Consider the following 15,738-nt stretch of genomic DNA (forward strand, 5'->3'; position numbering starts at 1 on the left):
CCACGCTTCCTCGCTCCCGCACCGACGCTGCCAAACATGCGGCGGCCGCACCACGAGGAGGGCCTTTCGTAACGGAACTGTGGCAGACCCGCAGCCTGCGCGACGCCGGAGCGATACGCGCAACGCGCCCCCGGAGAGGTCAACTCAGCGGTGCCGGCGAGAAGGCGCCCGCCACGATCCGCGCCGGTGCGCCGCTGCCGTCGGCGGGCACCGACCATACGTCGCCGGCCGCCGCCGACCCGGTCGGCAGTCCGTAGCCGATGGTGCGTTCGTCCAGCCACACGGCCTGGTCGTCCACGCTGCGGGTCTCCGCGAGCGGCGTCTCGCGCATCGTCGCCAGGTCGAGCACGTGCAGTCGCCACGGGTTGCGCGTGCTCTGCGAGACCTTCTTCTTGAACACCAGGCGGGTGCCGTCCGGCGACAACGACGGGCACTCGACGTTCTCCCGCAGCACCGTCATGGTGCGCGCCCGCAGGTCGCCGCGGACCAGGTAGGTGCGGCCGGAGGTGTTCGTGGACAGCGTGGCGTAGAACGTGTTGTCGTCGGCGGTGAAGGTGACGCCCCAGAAGTTGCGGTCCGGCGACGTGAGTTCCTTGCCGTCCCGGGTGGTGGTGAAGTCCTCCAGGTTGGCCGCGAGTTCACCCGTGTGAGTGTCCAGGATCGAGGTGCGGGTGGAGAAGGTCATCGACGCGTACGAGTCGCCGTAGACGAACACCGTCCACGAGGCCATCCGGCCCGACGCCGACACCCGCGCCCGGTTGGGCGTGCCCGCGAGCTCGACCCGGCGCACCTGGCGCAGGTTCGCGTCCAGCACCAGCGCCACGTTGGTCCTGGTGATCCCACCCTCGACGGCCAGGCACACCGCGGTACCACCGGCCGCGTAGACCCGGTCGCACGAGCGCTCGCCCACCGTGCGCGGCCCGCCCGGATCGGCCGCCGCGACGGTGGCCAGGTGCCCGTACCCCGGGCCCGACTCGGTGCTGCGGAACAGCAACCTCGGCGCGCCGGCCAGGGTCAACGGCGGCCCGCCCGGCGCGGTACCGGAGCCGCCGTGCAGCTTGTCGTCCTCGCGCCGGACCGCGTAGAGCGTGTAGACGATCGCGATTCCCGCGAGCAGGACCAGGATCAGCCCGAAGATCAACACGCGCGCCTTGGTGACGGCCGGTTTCACCGGTGCGTCAACGGACATCGGACACCTCCCGCGCCTGTCGCGCGCGCCCGGCCCGGCGCACCCGACCACCCGCGAGCGCCAGGGCCGAGCCGAACAGCGCCACCGCGAGCCCGAGCGCGAGGACGCGGATCGCGGCGGCCGGCCCGCACGCCGTCCACAGCGCGCCGAAGATCATCGACGAGGCGAAGCGGCCCATCGCCTGCCCGGTCTGCACCACGGCCAGCCCGCCCGCGCGACCCGCCGCGGGCAACCGCGCGCCCACCGCCGCCGAGAGCACGCCGTCGGTCGCCGCGTAGAACACCCCGTGCAGGGCGAGCACCGCGATCAGCAGCCCGACCCCGCCGAGCGGACCGCCGAGCAGCAGGTAGGCCGCCAACAGCACGCCGTGCCCGGCCAGGAACACCCGCCGCCGGCCCACCCGGTCGGCGAGCCGGCCCAGCGGCAGCGCGAGCACCAGATAGACCCCGGCGGTGCCCAGCGGGAGCAGCGGGAACCAGTGCGGCTCGATCTCCAGCCGGTGCTGGAGCAGCAGGTAGACGAACGCGTCGCTGACCGTGACCAGGCCCAGCACCGCCGCGACCACGCACAGCCGGCGATAGGGGCGATCCCGCAACAGCCGTATCCCGTCCCGCCAACCGGGCTTGTGCTCGATCGGATCGCGATGGTCGCGGACGAACAGCACCAGCATCGCGACGCCGACCAGGCCCACGCAGAAGCTCACCACGAACACCGCGTCGTAGGCCGTGCCCACCGCGGCCAGGATGGTGAACGCCACCAGCGGGCCGGTGAACGCCCCGGCGGTGTCCAGCGCGCGATGCACGCCGAACGCGCGGCCCTGCGCCTGCGGGCTGCTGGAGAGCGAGATGAGCGCGTCCCGGGGCGCGGTGCGCAGCCCCTTGCCCGCGCGATCGGCGGCCAGCACCGCGCCGATGCCCGGTACCGAGGCGCCGGCCAGCGGCAGGCCGAGCTTGGCCACCGCCGACATCCCGTAGCCGACCACGGCCACGTGCTTGCGTGCGGCGAAGCGGTCGGCGAGATGGCCGCCGACCAGCCGCAGGAAGACCGTGACGCCGGAGTACAGGCCGTCCAGGAAGCCGAACTGAAGCATCGTCAGACCCAGCCCGGTGACCAGGTAGACCGGCATCACCGCGGTGACCATCTCCGAGGAGACGTCGGTGACCAGGCTGACCATGCCGAGCGCGATCACATTGCCGGTGACCACCGCGCCGGCCGCGGACCCGGCCCGCCCGGTCCCCGCCTCGGTCGCCGCCTCGGTCGCCGCCTCGGTCGCCGCCTCCGGACGTCCGGACGAGACGTACACCCCCGCACCCTCCCCCGGCTGCCGTGTGACCGTCCCCGACCCTAGTCCCGTTCGCGCCCTCCCACCGGAAAAGCCGAAAGGCCCCACCTCCCCGAAGGGAGATGGGGCCTTCGCATCCGGCGGTATCGCTACCGGCGGATCAGTCGAACACTTCGGCTCGAACCCTTCGGTTCGAACACCGCGTCCGGCACGAGCGGACCGAGGTCAGCTCTGGCCGCCCGCCAGCTTCTCGCGAAGCGCGGCGAGGGCCTCGTCGGACGCCAGGGCGCCGCCGGTGGTGTCGGCCTCGACCTCGTCGTCACCGCCCGAGGAGTACGCGCCCGCGGCTTCGCCGGCCACGGCCTCGGCCTCGGCCTCGCGGGCCTTGACGACCTGCTGCTGGTGCGACTCGAAGCGCGCCTGGGCGTCGGCGTACTGCTTCTCCCACTCCTCGCGCTGCTTGTCGAAGCCCTCGAGCCAGTCGTTGGTCTCCGGGTCGAAGCCGTCCGGGTAGATGTAGTTGCCCGCGTCGTCGTAGGTCGCGGCCATGCCGTAGAGGGTCGGGTCGAACTCGGCCGTGGCCGGGTCCGCGCCGAACGCCTCGTTGGCCTGCTTCAGCGAGAGGCTGATGCGGCGACGCTCGAGGTCGATGTCGATGACCTTGACGAAGATCTCGTCGCCGACCTGGACGACCTGCTCCGGGATCTCCACGTGGCGCTCGGCCAGCTCGGAGATGTGGACCAGGCCCTCGATCCCCTCGTCCACGCGGACGAACGCACCGAACGGAACGAGCTTGGTGACCTTGCCGGGAACGACCTGGCCGATCTGGTGCGTCCGGGCGAACTGCTGCCACGGGTCTTCCTGGGTCGCCTTCAGCGACAGGGAGACGCGCTCGCGGTCCATGTCCACGTCGAGAACCTCGACGGTGACTTCCTGGCCGACCTCGACAACCTCGGACGGGTGGTCGATGTGCTTCCAGGACAGCTCGGAGACGTGCACGAGACCGTCGACGCCGCCGAGGTCCACGAACGCACCGAAGTTGACGATCGAGGACACGACGCCCGTGCGGACCTGACCCTTCTGCAGGGTCGTGAGGAAGGTCTGGCGCACCTCGGACTGGGTCTGCTCGAGCCAGGCACGGCGGGACAGGACCACGTTGTTGCGGTTCTTGTCCAGCTCGATGATCTTGGCTTCGAGCTCCTTGCCCACGTACGGCTGGAGGTCACGCACACGACGCATCTCGACCAGCGAGGCCGGGAGGAAGCCGCGGAGGCCGATGTCCAGGATGAGACCACCCTTGACGACCTCGATGACGGTACCGGTGACGATGCCGTCTTCTTCCTTGATCTTCTCGATGGTGCCCCAAGCGCGCTCGTACTGAGCCCGCTTCTTCGAGAGGATCAGGCGGCCTTCCTTGTCCTCCTTCTGGAGAACCAGGGCCTCGATGTGGTCACCGACAGTGACGACCTCGTGGGGGTCCACGTCGTGCTTGATGGAAAGCTCGCGGGACGGGATGACGCCTTCGGTCTTGTAACCGATGTCGAGCAGGACCTCGTCCCGGTCGACCTTGACGATCACGCCATCCACGATGTCGCCGTCGTTGAAGTACTTGATCGTCTCATCGATCGCTGCGAGGAAGTCTTCCTCGGAGCCGATGTCGTTGACCGCCACCTGCGGGGTGGTGCTGGGCGTGGCCTCGGTGCTGCTCGTCATGTGGGTAAGGGCTCCGGGTACGGACAGAAGTCGTTTTCAAACACGCTTGTGGACCCGGTTTCGCCCCCGACGCCCGCGACCATGCAAGAGGATGGCGTGGGATCGACAAAGGTGAGCGCGACCTGCTCCGTCTGAGTTCACGCAGGCCCGCGGCGCAACTTGCAGCATACGGGGCCGACCGGGTGCGGTCAACGCGCACGGGATGCATGGGGTCAACCGGGACGTCCCGGAGGGAGTACCCTACGCGCGTCCGTGCCCGCCCGCAGTCCCTGGAGCATCGTGAACCGCCCCCTCTCCCCCGACCCGCACGCGATCGCGGCCCGGTTCGTCGACCCCGACGAACTCGACGACGCCGACGACGACGCGGTGCGGCGCAAGGTCGGCCTGGTGGAGAGTGTGCGCGCGGGCCGGCAGTGGTGGGACGCCAACGCGGACGAGTACCAGGTCGAACACGGCGACTTCCTCGGCGACGCGCGCTTCACGTGGTGCCCGGAGGGGCTGGACGAGGACCGGGCCGGGCTGTTGGGGCCGGTCGAAGGACGCAGCGTGCTGGAGGTGGGCGCGGGCGCGGCGCAGTGTTCGCGCCGACTGCTCGCGCGCGGCGCCTTCCCGATCGCGCTGGACCTGTCGCTGCGCCAGCTCCAGCACTCGCGCCGGCTCGACGTCGAGCACGGCACCCGGGTGCCGGTGGTGCAGGCCGACGCGGCGCGCCTGCCGTTCGCGAACGAGAGCTTCGACCTGGCCTTCTCCGCGTACGGCGCGCTGCCGTTCAGCCCGGACGGCGCGGGGATCATGCGCGAGGTGTTCCGGGTGTTGCGGCCGGGCGGGCGCTGGGTCTTCTCGATCACCCACCCGGTGCGTTGGGCGTTCCCGGACGAGCCGGGGCCCGAGGGGCTGACGGCGGTGACGTCGTACTTCGACACGACGCCGTACGTCGAGCAGGACCACACCGGGCGGGCGACCTACGTCGAGCAACACCGCACGCTCGGTGACCGGGTGCGCGAGGTGGTCGGCGCGGGGTTCCGGCTCACGGACATCGTGGAGCCGGAGTGGCCGGAGGGGCTGGACTCGGTGTGGGGCGGGTGGAGCCCGCTGCGGGGGCGGTTGTTGCCGGGGACGGCGATCTTTGTGTGTGGGAAGGGGTGAGGGGGCGCGGGGCGCGGGGCGCGGGGCGCGGGGCGCGGGGCGCGGGGCGCGGGGCGCGGGGCGCGGGGCGCGGGGCGCGGGCGCGGGCGCGGGCGCGGGCGCGGGCGGGCCAGGGTGGGTCGTGAGTGGGGTGGGACGGGCCGAGGCGAGCCGCGAGCAGGGCCGGACGGGCCGAGGCGAGCCGCGAGCAGGGCCGGACGGGCGGGCGGAGTCGCGGCGGGGGCGCTGCTGCTTGTTGGGCGACTTCGTCGCCGGCTCGCGAGGCACCACCTTTTTTCTCTCCCCCGCAAGCTCCTCCGAGAAAAAAGGCGGCCCCTCGCTCGGGACGGCGTGTCCCTCCGCTTCGCTCCGGGCCACACCGTCCACACCTGCGGCTCCGCCGCTCTCCGCGCTTCGCGCGTCGATCACCGGGGGTGGGCTGGGTCGGGGGCGCTGACGCGCCGGGGGGTGTCCGGGGTGTCGACGGTTTCCGGGGTGGTGGCGGGCGGTGGGGTCGGGCGGGAATTGCGGTCGGCGATGAATTGCAGGGCGACCGCGATGAGGAAGAGGACTACGCCGGTCACCAGGAGGGCCAGGGGGATGGTGTCGTGGACGGCGCGGAGCTTTTTGCTCTCGTCCTTGGCGTCGGCGATCAGCTTTTGGGACCACGCGGGGCGGGGCTTGAAGGTGCCTTCGAAGACCTTGGTGACCACGGGTCGGGCGTTGGGGTCGTCGGCGGGCGGGGACGTGCGCAGTTCCTCGGTGCGGGTCTCCTCCAGGTAGACCGGGATGCCGGTGACCGGCTCGACCCACATCCGGCGGGTCGCGGTGTACCAGAGCTGCATGCCCTGCTTCTCGACCGCGATCGGGTCCAGGCCGCCGGGGAGTTGCTTGGGCATCGGGACCTTCATCCACGGCACCTCCTGCTCGAAGCGGTAGGTCTGAAGCCCGTCCCGCTTCGCGGTGCCCTTGTACGCGATCACATTCGCGCTGTGCGCCTGCGAGTCGTAGTAGTTGTAGTCGCGCTTGCCGGTGAAAAACGGCCACTTGTACGCGAGCCCGGTGTGCGCGGCGGGCGCGCCGTCGATCGACTCGCCGCAGCAGTTCCGGGGGATCTGGCCGGCCGCCTCGAACGCGTAGCGCTCGGGGAGTTGGGTGACGACCTTGCCGGTGCTGTCCAGGACCGCCAGGTTCAGGTCCCACACGACGGTGCCGTCCTTGGAAGCCTTCGCGTCCGGGCGGATCGTCTGGATCGCGGTGATCCTGGCCTTGCCCGGCCCCTCGGGGGCGCCCAGGAGCGTGGCGTCGGTCGCGTCCAGGACCACCACCCGGTAGGCGTCCTCGCCGGACAGCGCCCCGGCCACCATCCTCGGGAAGACGAACTCGCGCAGCAGCGGCGCCAGCGCCACGCAGAACACTGCCGCGACCAGCAGGATCAGACTGGACTTACGACGCATCGAGGTGGACCCCTTGCCGATGGAACCGGGTACGGATTCGGGCCGCCGCTCGCCCGGCCCTACGCCTCAGGGGCGTGCGGGCGGGCTGGTGACCTGGAGCGGCTTGTGTACCGGCGCGGGATCGGCGGCGACGCACGCGTTCAGCGCGAACGCGGCCCCCACGGCCAGGAGCGCCCCGACCACGATCGCTGCGAAGGAACGCATCCGGCGGTCCACCTTCCTGCTGCCTCGGCCGCCGTCCCGGCGGCCGACGATGGGGCACGGTAGCAAGAAACAAGAACAGGTTCCCGTTTTTTGCGGATCGGATTCCGGTCGACTACGGCGTGGCCGCGGCTCCCGAGACCGAAGCGCCCGCCGGGTCTTCGGTGCCGGCGGACGTGCTCGACGGCGAGCCCGAACGCGAACCCGAGGCCGTGGCCGGCTTGCTCGTGGCGGGCTTGCCCGTGGCCGGCTTGTCGGTGGACTGCCTCGGCGTCGGGGTCGACTTGGCGGAAGGCTGCCGGGCGTCCGGAACGGACCGGGCCCCGGTCGCGTAGTACGTCATCCACGACATCACGTTGCGGACGTACTCGTTCGAATGGTTGTAGGACAGAATCGCCGCGTTCAGCCCCGCCCCGGTGGACAGGTCCCGGTTGCCCGCGCACAGGTAGCGGCCCGCGGTCAGCGTCGCGTCGAAGATGTTCTGCGGGTTGATCTGGCCGTCCCGGTTGCCGTCCATGCCCCAGCCCTTCCAGGTGGAGGGGATGAACTGCATCGGGCCCACCGCGCGGTCGAACTCGGTGTCGAAGTCGTAGCGGCCGCCGTCGGTGTCGGTGATCCGCGCCCACGGGCCGCCGTCCAGGCGCGGGCCCAGGATCGGGGTGACCGCCGTGCCGTCCACGGTCACATTGCCGCCGTACGCGTGCTCCGACTCGACCCGGCCGATGCCCGCGAGCAGCGTCCACGGCAGCTTGCACCCCGGATCCATCCGGGCCAGGTTGGACGCGGCCTGCTGATAGGCCAGCAACACCGTCTGCGGAATGCCGCCGGTGCCGGTCGCGGTGGTACCGCGGGTGCCGGCCGCGGCGGTCGGCGTCCCCGGCGCGGCCGAGGTGGGCGGCGCGGAGGTGGTGGGCGCGCCCGGCAGCGCCGCCGGCAACACCGGCGGCGGCGCTTCGAAGTGGGTCGGGCCGCCGCCGTTGGCCGAAGTACCGTTCTCCGGCGCCGGATCGGACAACCTCGGCAGATCCGAGGTGGGCACCCGGTGCGCGGTGACCATGGTGAACGGGGACTGCACCGCCGCACCGCACGCCAGCACCACCAGGATCGCCGCCGCGCTGCCCACCCACGGATTCAGGATGCGTCTGCGCTTGGCGGGAGCGTCCGGCTCGCCCGATATCGGCGGCGCCACGGGACCCGGCTCCGACGCGGGAGCGGTGGCGGATATGCGCTCCGCCACCACCTCCACCGCGTCCACGTCCGGCGTGCCCGGCTTCTGCGGATCGGGCCCCGACTCGGCCTCTTCCACGAAGCTCCCCCCTCTGTGCGCAAGTTCGACTTCGCACCGGTCGTCCTCGACCACCGGTGACCCGTGCGAACCTATGCCGGCCACGGCCGGCTCTCCACCCCCACGGCGCACTCATTCACGATCAGTGACCCGCGTCCTCCCAGTTCGCCCCGAAACCGACCGACACGTCCAGCGGGGCGCGCAGCGGATACGCGCCGGCCATCTCCCGACGCACCAGCACCTCCAGCCGCTCCCGCTCGCCCGGCGCCACCTCCAGGACCAGTTCGTCGTGAACCTGGAGCAGTATCCGCGAGGCCAGCTTCTCCTCCCGCATCGCCCGATCCACCGCCAACATCGCGACCTTGACGATGTCCGCCGCCGAACCCTGGATCGGCGCGTTCAACGCCATCCGCTCGGCCATCTCCCGACGCTGCCGGTTGTCGCTGGTCAGATCCGGCAGATAGCGCCGCCGACCGAACACCGTCTCGGTGTACCCGGTCTGCCGGGCCTCCTCGACCACCTTGTGCAGATAGTCGCGCACCCCGCCGAACCGCTCGAAGTACGTCTCCATCAGCCCGCGCGCCTCACCCGGCTCGATGTCCAACTGCTGCGAGAGACCGAACGCGGAGAGCCCGTACGCCAATCCGTACGACATCGCCTTGATCTTGCTGCGCAGCGCGTGATCCACCGCCTCCGGAGCCACCGAGAAGACCTGCGCGGCCATCGTCGAATGCAGGTCCTCCCCCGTCGTGAACGCCTCGATCAACGCCGCGTCCTGGGACAGGTGGGCCATGATCCGCAGCTCGATCTGGCTGTAGTCCGCGGTCAACAAGCCCTCGAAACCCTCGCCGACCACGAACGAGCGCCGGATCAGCCGCCCCTCCTCGGTCCGGATCGGAATGTTCTGCAGGTTCGGGTCCTGCGAGGACAACCGGCCCGTGGCCGCCACCGTCTGATTGAACGTGGTGTGGATGCGCCCGTCGTCGGCGACCGTCTTGATCAGACCCTCGACCGTGGTGCGCAGCCGAGTCTGGTCGCGGTGGCGCAACAGGATCACCGGCAACTCGTTGTCGGTCTGCCCCGCCAGCCAGGTCAACGCGTCCGCGTCGGTGGTGAAACCGGTCTTGATCTTCTTGGTCTTCGGCAGGCCCAGCTCGTTGAACAGGATCTCCTGCAACTGCTTGGGCGAACCCAGGTTGAACTCGTGCCCCACCGCCGCGTGCGCCTCGTCCGTGGCCTGCTTCACCGCCGCCGCGAACTGCTCCTGGAGCGACTCCAGATACGGCAGGTCCGCCGCGATGCCCAACTGCTCCATCCGCGCCAACACCGGCAACAGCGGCAGCTCCATGTCCTGGAGCAGCTCCAGACCGCCCTTGGCGGCCAACTCCACGTCCAGCGCCGCCGCCAGGTCCACCACCGCGCGGGCGGCCAGCATCAGCGCCGCACCCGGCTCCGCCTCGTCCTGATCGGACATGTCCAACGCCAGCTGCCCATCGCCCGCGCCGCTCTGGTCCACCTTCAGCTCACGACCCAGGAAGCGCTCGACCAGCGTCTCCAACGCGAACGAGCGCTGCCCGGGCAACACCAGATACGCGCCCAGCGCGGTATCGCTGGTGACCCCCCACAACGCCCAGCCGCGCGCGGCCAACGCCAGGATCGGGCCCTTCGCGTCGTGCACCGCCTTGCTCCGCTGCGGATCCGCCAACCAGGCCGCCAGCGCCGCGTCGTCGTTCTCGTCCATGCCCAACGGGTCCACGAACGCCGCCGCGCCGTCCCCCGCCGCGAACGCCAGGCCCTTGACCTCGCCGGTCCCGCGCCCCCACGCGCCGTCCACCGCGAGCCCGGTGCGCTCGGTGCCCGCCGCGTGCTCCTCCAGCCACGCGGTCAACCCACCCGGCTCCACCACCGTGGTGTCCAGCTCGAAACCCGGCTCGGCCTCGATCACCTCCGGCACCAGCCCCGGATCCACCGCCCACAACCGGTCCCGGAAGTTGGTGTTGCGGAACTCCAGCGTGTCCAGCACCACCTCGATCGCCGCCCGGTCGAACGGCTTGCGCTCCAGATCGGCCGGCGACACCTCCAGCTCGACCTCGCGCACCAGCTCGGTCAACCGCCGGTTGAGCTTGACGTTGTCCAGGTGATCGCGCAGGTTCTGCCCCGCCTTGCCCTTGACCTCGTCCGCGCGCTCCATCAGCTCGGCGAACGAACCGAACTCGCGAATCCACTTCGCGGCCGTCTTCTCGCCCACCCCCGGAATGCCCGGCAGGTTGTCGCTCGGGTCGCCGCGCAGCGCCGCGAAGTCGGGATACTGCGCCGGCGTCAGCCCGTACTTCTCCTCGACCGCCTCCGGAGTGAACCGGTGCAGCTTGCTCACGCCCATCATCGGATACAGCACCGTGACGTCCGAGGTGACCAACTGCAACGCGTCCCGGTCGCCGGTGAGGATCAACACCTCGAAGCCCTCGGACGCGGCCCGGGTGGCCAGCGTGGCGATCACGTCGTCCGCCTCGTAGCCCGCCACCCGCATGGTCGGCACGCCCATCGCGGTCAGTTCCTCGACGATCAGCTCGACCTGGCCCTTGAACTCCTCCGGAGTCTCCGACCGGTTCGCCTTGTAATCCGGGAACTCCTCGGTGCGAAACGACTGCCGGGACACGTCGAACGCCACACCCAGATGGGTCGGCGCCTCGTCCCGCAACACGTTCACCAACATCGACGTGAACCCGTAGACCGCCTGGGTCGGTTGGCCCGTCGCGGTACTCATCGACGCTTCCTTGAGCGCATAGAACGCCCGATACGCCAACGAGTGCCCGTCGAGGAGCAGAAGTCGCGGCCGGGAACCGGCGGGAACGGAGGTCTGGGGGGTCTGAGTCGCTGCCACGACCGCGATCCTAGGCTGTCAGGCCGACACAACCACGTATCCGGAGGATCGGCCCATGCCCGACGAGACCACCGCGCCCAACCTCGACGAGGTCCTGGCGTTCATGAACATCGGCAACCAGGAGACCCTGTCCGACCGCATGGGGATCAGCTTCGTGGAGGCGACCGCCCAACGCGTCGTGGCCACCATGCCGGTCAAGGGCAACACCCAGCCGTACGGACTCCTGCACGGCGGCGCCTCCTGCGTCCTCGCCGAAACCCTCGGCTCCGTCGGCTCCGCGCTGCACGCCGGCCGCGACGCGATCACCCTGGGCATCGAGATCAACGCCACCCACCACCGCTCCGCCAAATCGGGCCTGGTCACCGGCGTGGCCACCCCGGTACACCTGGGCCGCACCCTGGCCACCTACGAGATCGTCATCACCGACGAGGACGACAAGCGGGTCTGCACCGCGCGCCTGAGCTGCCTGATCAAGCGCGGCTGAACGAGCCGCGCCGGCGAACGGCGCCGCGCGGTGAAGGGGCCGACCCCCTCCACCACGCGGCCGCCGCGGCGCTACGCGCCCTCGCCCAGATACGCCTCGCGTACCTTCGGGTCCGACAACAGCTGCTCGGCCGGACCGGACAACACCACCGAACCGGTCTCCAGGGCATAACCCCGGTGCGCCAGCCGCAACGCCTGCGCCGCGTTCTGCTCGACCAGCAACACCGTGGTGCCCTGCTCGTTGATCTCCCGGATGATCTCGAAGATCTGCGCCACGATCAGCGGCGCCAGACCCATCGACGGCTCGTCCAGGAGCAGCAGCTTCGGCTGCCCCATCAGCGCCCGCCCGATCGCCAGCATCTGCTGCTCGCCACCGGACAACGTGCCCGCCAGCTGCGACCGCCGCTCGGCCAGCCGCGGGAACAACTCGAACACCCTGTCCAACTCGGCCCTGGGCACCGACTTGAACCGGTACGCGCCCATGTTCAGGTTCTCCGTGACGGTCATCGCCGGGAACACCCGGCGACCCTCCGGAGAATGCCCGATCCCCAGCCCCACCACGTGATGCGCCGGCACCCCGTCGATCCGCTCGCCGCGCCAGCGCACCTCGCCCTCACGCGGCGTCAACAGACCCGAGATGGTGCGCAGCGTCGTGGTCTTGCCCGCGCCGTTGGCGCCGAGCAGCGCCACGATCTCGCCCTCGTTCACCTCGATGTGCACGCCCTTGAGCGCCTGGATGGCGCCGTAGAACACGTGCAGGTCATCAAGCTCCAGCATCTTCTTGCGGGGTGTCGTCGCGGTGCTCGCGGCCGGTTTGGCCAACCCGACCGCGTCCGTGCCCTTGGACTCGGCGGTGCTCATCGCTGCTCCTCCCCGTCCCGCTGCGCGGGGACCGTACCGTCCGACTCGCCCGCGGCCTCGGCGTCCGAGGCGGCGACCATCTCGGCGGCCATCTCCGACCCCAGATAGGCCGCGACGACCTCGGGATTGCGCTGCACCTCGGCAGGCGAGCCGGAGGCGATCACCTTGCCGAAGTTGAGCACCGTGACCCGGTCCGCCACCGACATCACCAGGCGCATGTCGTGCTCGATCAACAGCACGCTGATGCCCAGCTCGCGGTTGATCCGGCGGATCAACACCTCCAACTCGAGCTTCTCGGTCGGGTTCGTGCCCGCCGCCGGCTCGTCCAGGAGCAACACCTGCGGGTCGGTGGCCAACGCGCGGGCGATCTCCAGGCTGCGCTGCTGCCCGTAGGACAACGACGCGGCCAACTCGTTGAGCAGCCCGTCCAGACCCACGAAGTGCAACAGCTCCAGCGCCCGCTTGTCGCTCTCGCGATCCTCGCGCCGCGCGTTCGGCAACCCCAGCATGATCGACACCGGGCCGGCCTTCTGCCGGGTCTCCGCCGCGATCTTCACGTTCTCCAGCGCGGTCAACGCGCCGAACAGGCGAATGTTCTGGAACGTGCGGGCCACCCCGAGCCGGTTCACCAGATGCGGCTTGCGCCCCTTGAGCGAATGCTCGGCACCCGCCCGGTCGCGCAGCACGATGCTGCCTTCCTGCGGGACGTACATCCCGGTGAGCGAGTTGAACAACGACGTCTTGCCCGCGCCGTTGGGACCGATCACCGCGAGAATCTCGCCGCGGTGCAGGTCCAACGCCACATCGGACAGACCCACCAGGCCGCCGAAGCGCAGCGTCACACCGCGCACCCGCATGACCTGATCGGCGGGATCCACCCGCGGCCGGTCGTCCGCCTTCGTCGTGGTGATGCTCACGTCATCCTCCCGCCGGCCGGCTCCGACATCGCGTCCGCGTCGCCGAGACCCGCCTTGGCCATGCTCAACTCGCGCTTGCGCCGAACCGAGGGAATCAGGCCCTGCGGGCGATAGATCATCATGATGATCAACAGCGCGCCCAGGTACATGAATCGGTCGTTCGGGTTGACCCAGTCCTTCATGTACTGCGGCAACCAGGCCAGGAACGCCGTCCCGATGATCACGCCCCACAGCGAGCCCATGCCGCCGAAGATGACGTAGGCCACCACCAGCACCGAGAACAGCAGCAGGAAGCTCTCCGGGCTGATGAACCGGGCCTTGCTCGCGTACGCGACACCGGCGATGCCGGAGGTCGACGCACCGATCGCGAAAGCCATCAACTTGAACTTCACCGTCGGGACACCGGTCGCCGACGCCGCCACCTCGTCCTCGCGGATCGCGGTCCAGGCCCGACCGACCCGGGAGTGCTCCAACCGCAGGAACGCGATGATCAGGATCGTGGCGATGCCGATCAGCAGGTACCAGTAGGGCACCGGGTCCAGTTCCCAGTCGTAGTCGATCGGACCGACGTGCACCCCGAAGTTCGAGATGCCCTGGACCCCGCGCGGACCGTTGGTGAAGTCGTCCGCGTTCTTGGCGATCAGATAGATGATCTCGTGGAAACCCAGCGTCACGATCGCCAGATAGTCACCGCGCAGCCGCAGCGTCGGCGCGCCGAGCAGCAGCCCGGCCAACAAACACGTGGCCACCGCCACCGGGATCACCAGGAACGCGTTCAGCGTGAACGGCGGATCCACCGGCATCGCGCCGGTCCAGTACGCCGTGCTGTACGCCCCGATCGCGAAGAACGCGATGAAGCCCAGGTCGAGCAGACCCGCCCAGCCGATCACCACGTTCAGGCCGATCGCGAGCAGGACGTAGATCGCCACCTCGTTGACCAGAACCTGGTTCCAGAAGGTGGACAACAGGTTCGGCAGCAGGATCAGCAGGCCGATCACCACGGCCGAGAAGCCGATCCGGACCCAGACGATCCTGCGCAGGCTCGCCGACGTCGCCCGGGTCTGCGCGATCAAGCCCTTGACCGGGCCGGTCACCGGCGTGTGGAACCGGTCCAGCGGACCGACACTCGGGGCCAGATAGCGGTTGTACAGCGGCTTGGCGAACTCCAGGACCGCCCACAGCACCACCGCGCCCAGGATCCACCACACCAGGCGCATCGACCCGAGGGTCTTGTCCAGTGAGAAGAACACGTCCTCGCGGCTGCCCTGCGGACCGCTCATCACGTCCAGCAACACCGCCGCCGAGACGATGCCCACCAGGCGACCGACCATCGGCTGCTGATACCAGCGCTTGCGCCGCAACTTGGCCAGCGCCGACCCCGTCGGCGCGAGATCCCTGTCCTCGGTAGTCGTCGTGGTCACGCCGACCTCCCCAACCGCTCGCCCAGGATGCCGGTCGGCCGGAACATCAGCACCAGGACCAGCACCGCGAAGGCACTGACGTACCGCCACGACTCACCGAAGATCGGCGAGGAGAAGCTCTCCACGATGCCGAGCAGCATGCCGCCCATCATCGCGCCGCGAATGTTGCCGACCCCGCCCACGACCGCCGCGGCGAACGCGGTGATACCCGGCAGGAAGCCCATCGTGAACGACAACTGCAGATGCAGGCCGAACAGGAAGCCGGCGATACCGCCCATGAACCCGCCGATGATGAACGTCCGCGAGATCACCTTGTCGATGTCCACGCCCATCAGGCCCGCCGTCTCGGCGTCCTGCGCCACCGCCCGGATACCCGAGCCCAGCTTGGTGCGGTTCACCAGGTAGTCCAGACCGACCATCATCAGCACCGCCGCACAAACGATGAGCAGCTGCAGGATGGTGACCTGGGTGCCGAAGACCGAGAAGACCTTCTTGTTCTCGAACACCGTCGGCAGTGCGCGCGAGTCGCGACCGAACAACTTCCCGGCAAGGTTCTGCAGGAAGTAGGAGGCCCCGATCGCGCTGATCAGGAACGCCAACCGAGGCGCGTTCCTGCGTCTGAGTGGTCGATACGCGACTTTTTCCAACGTAAAGGCCGTGGCCGCGCCGGCGGTACCGGAAACAGCCAGACCGGCCGCGACCAACAACACCGACATGAACGTCGTCGGATTGCTGCTCGGGTCGATCCAGGTCAAGGCGAGAAGCGCCGAATAGGCGCCCACCATGAACACTTCACTGTGTGCGAAGTTGATGAGTTGCAGAACGCCATAGACCAGGGTATAGCCGATGGCGATCACCGCGTACAACGCACCGAGCATGATCCCTGGAATAAGGTAATCCAGGATTTCATCAGGTTGCATAAG

13 protein-coding genes are annotated in these 15,738 nt (G+C 69.7%); 2 read left to right on the top strand and 11 right to left on the bottom strand.

The window, feature by feature from the left end; translation table 11 throughout:
* Positions 1-139 precede the first annotated feature (139 nt).
* The 3 genes from OG948_RS10370 to rpsA all read right to left on the bottom strand — a co-directional run bounded on the left by OG948_RS10370 (position 140) and on the right by rpsA (position 4,184).
* Positions 140-1,189 carry a hypothetical protein gene (locus tag OG948_RS10370; RefSeq protein WP_406295658.1) on the bottom strand — a complete coding sequence of 350 codons (1,050 nt, stop codon included), beginning with the start codon at positions 1,187-1,189 and terminating at the stop codon, positions 140-142.
* Positions 1,179-2,492 carry an MFS transporter gene (locus OG948_RS10375; RefSeq protein ID WP_406295660.1) on the bottom strand — a complete coding sequence of 438 codons (1,314 nt, stop codon included), beginning with the start codon at positions 2,490-2,492 and terminating at the stop codon, positions 1,179-1,181. The genes OG948_RS10370 and OG948_RS10375 overlap by 11 nt, the downstream gene beginning before the upstream one ends.
* A 204-nt stretch (positions 2,493-2,696) precedes the next feature.
* Entirely contained in the window at positions 2,697-4,184 is a 1,488-nt protein-coding gene (gene rpsA, locus OG948_RS10380) for a 30S ribosomal protein S1 (RefSeq protein WP_078977653.1), read from the bottom strand.
* A gap of 312 nt (positions 4,185-4,496) precedes the next feature.
* Between rpsA and OG948_RS10385 the strand changes: the two genes are divergently transcribed.
* Complete coding sequence (locus OG948_RS10385; protein ID WP_406300223.1) at positions 4,497-5,330, top strand: class I SAM-dependent methyltransferase; 834 nt, start codon at positions 4,497-4,499, stop codon at positions 5,328-5,330.
* 404 nt (positions 5,331-5,734) lie between these two features.
* On the opposite strand, the gene OG948_RS10390 is transcribed toward OG948_RS10385, so the two are convergent.
* From OG948_RS10390 to polA, 4 genes are all read right to left on the bottom strand, one after another.
* Positions 5,735-6,766 carry a DUF3068 domain-containing protein gene (locus tag OG948_RS10390; protein WP_406295662.1) on the bottom strand — a complete coding sequence of 344 codons (1,032 nt, stop codon included), beginning with the start codon at positions 6,764-6,766 and terminating at the stop codon, positions 5,735-5,737.
* A gap of 66 nt (positions 6,767-6,832) precedes the next feature.
* Positions 6,833-6,970, bottom strand: a complete 138-nt coding sequence (locus OG948_RS10395) for a hypothetical protein (protein WP_406295664.1) — start codon at positions 6,968-6,970, stop codon at positions 6,833-6,835.
* 112 nt (positions 6,971-7,082) lie between these two features.
* Positions 7,083-8,273, bottom strand: coding sequence for a lytic transglycosylase domain-containing protein (locus OG948_RS10400; RefSeq protein ID WP_406295666.1), 1,191 nt, complete (start codon positions 8,271-8,273; stop codon positions 7,083-7,085).
* Between the two features lie 121 nt (positions 8,274-8,394).
* Entirely contained in the window at positions 8,395-11,133 is a 2,739-nt protein-coding gene (polA, locus tag OG948_RS10405; RefSeq protein ID WP_406295668.1) for a DNA polymerase I, read from the bottom strand.
* A gap of 55 nt (positions 11,134-11,188) precedes the next feature.
* On the opposite strand from polA, the gene OG948_RS10410 reads away from it, so the two are divergent.
* Positions 11,189-11,617, top strand: a complete 429-nt coding sequence (locus tag OG948_RS10410; protein ID WP_406295670.1) for a hotdog fold thioesterase — start codon at positions 11,189-11,191, stop codon at positions 11,615-11,617.
* Positions 11,618-11,688: 71 nt separating this feature from the next.
* Here OG948_RS10410 and OG948_RS10415 read toward each other — a convergent pair whose 3' ends face one another.
* The 4 genes from OG948_RS10415 to OG948_RS10430 form a co-directional block, all read right to left on the bottom strand.
* On the bottom strand, positions 11,689-12,393 hold the full coding sequence (locus OG948_RS10415; RefSeq protein WP_395862796.1) for an ABC transporter ATP-binding protein: 705 nt from the start codon (positions 12,391-12,393) through the stop codon (positions 11,689-11,691).
* A gap of 80 nt (positions 12,394-12,473) precedes the next feature.
* Entirely contained in the window at positions 12,474-13,394 is a 921-nt protein-coding gene (locus OG948_RS10420) for an ABC transporter ATP-binding protein (RefSeq protein WP_406295672.1), read from the bottom strand.
* Positions 13,391-14,815 carry a branched-chain amino acid ABC transporter permease gene (locus tag OG948_RS10425; RefSeq protein ID WP_406295673.1) on the bottom strand — a complete coding sequence of 475 codons (1,425 nt, stop codon included), beginning with the start codon at positions 14,813-14,815 and terminating at the stop codon, positions 13,391-13,393. The genes OG948_RS10420 and OG948_RS10425 overlap by 4 nt, the downstream gene beginning before the upstream one ends.
* Positions 14,812-15,735, bottom strand: coding sequence for a branched-chain amino acid ABC transporter permease (locus tag OG948_RS10430; RefSeq protein ID WP_391582582.1), 924 nt, complete (start codon positions 15,733-15,735; stop codon positions 14,812-14,814). Before OG948_RS10430 ends, OG948_RS10425 begins: the two co-directional genes overlap by 4 nt.
* Between the last annotated feature and the right edge of the window lie 3 nt (positions 15,736-15,738).

The sequence above is a fragment of the Embleya sp. NBC_00888 genome (genome assembly GCF_045207655.1).
In the GTDB taxonomy this organism is placed as follows: domain Bacteria; phylum Actinomycetota; class Actinomycetes; order Streptomycetales; family Streptomycetaceae; genus Embleya.

Excerpts from the sequence above, each read along its gene's own strand:
- OG948_RS10410 (WP_406295670.1), top strand. The coding sequence starts at position 11,189 with ATGCCCGACGAGACCACCGCGCCCAACCTCGACGAGGTCCTGGCGTTC.
- OG948_RS10430 (WP_391582582.1), bottom strand. The coding sequence starts at position 15,735 with ATGCAACCTGATGAAATCCTGGATTACCTTATTCCAGGGATCATGCTC.
- OG948_RS10395 (WP_406295664.1), bottom strand. The coding sequence starts at position 6,970 with ATGCGTTCCTTCGCAGCGATCGTGGTCGGGGCGCTCCTGGCCGTGGGG.
- OG948_RS10390 (WP_406295662.1), bottom strand. The coding sequence starts at position 6,766 with ATGCGTCGTAAGTCCAGTCTGATCCTGCTGGTCGCGGCAGTGTTCTGC.
- OG948_RS10415 (WP_395862796.1), bottom strand. The coding sequence starts at position 12,393 with ATGCTGGAGCTTGATGACCTGCACGTGTTCTACGGCGCCATCCAGGCG.
- OG948_RS10370 (WP_406295658.1), bottom strand. The coding sequence starts at position 1,189 with ATGTCCGTTGACGCACCGGTGAAACCGGCCGTCACCAAGGCGCGCGTG.
- rpsA (WP_078977653.1), bottom strand. The coding sequence starts at position 4,184 with ATGACGAGCAGCACCGAGGCCACGCCCAGCACCACCCCGCAGGTGGCG.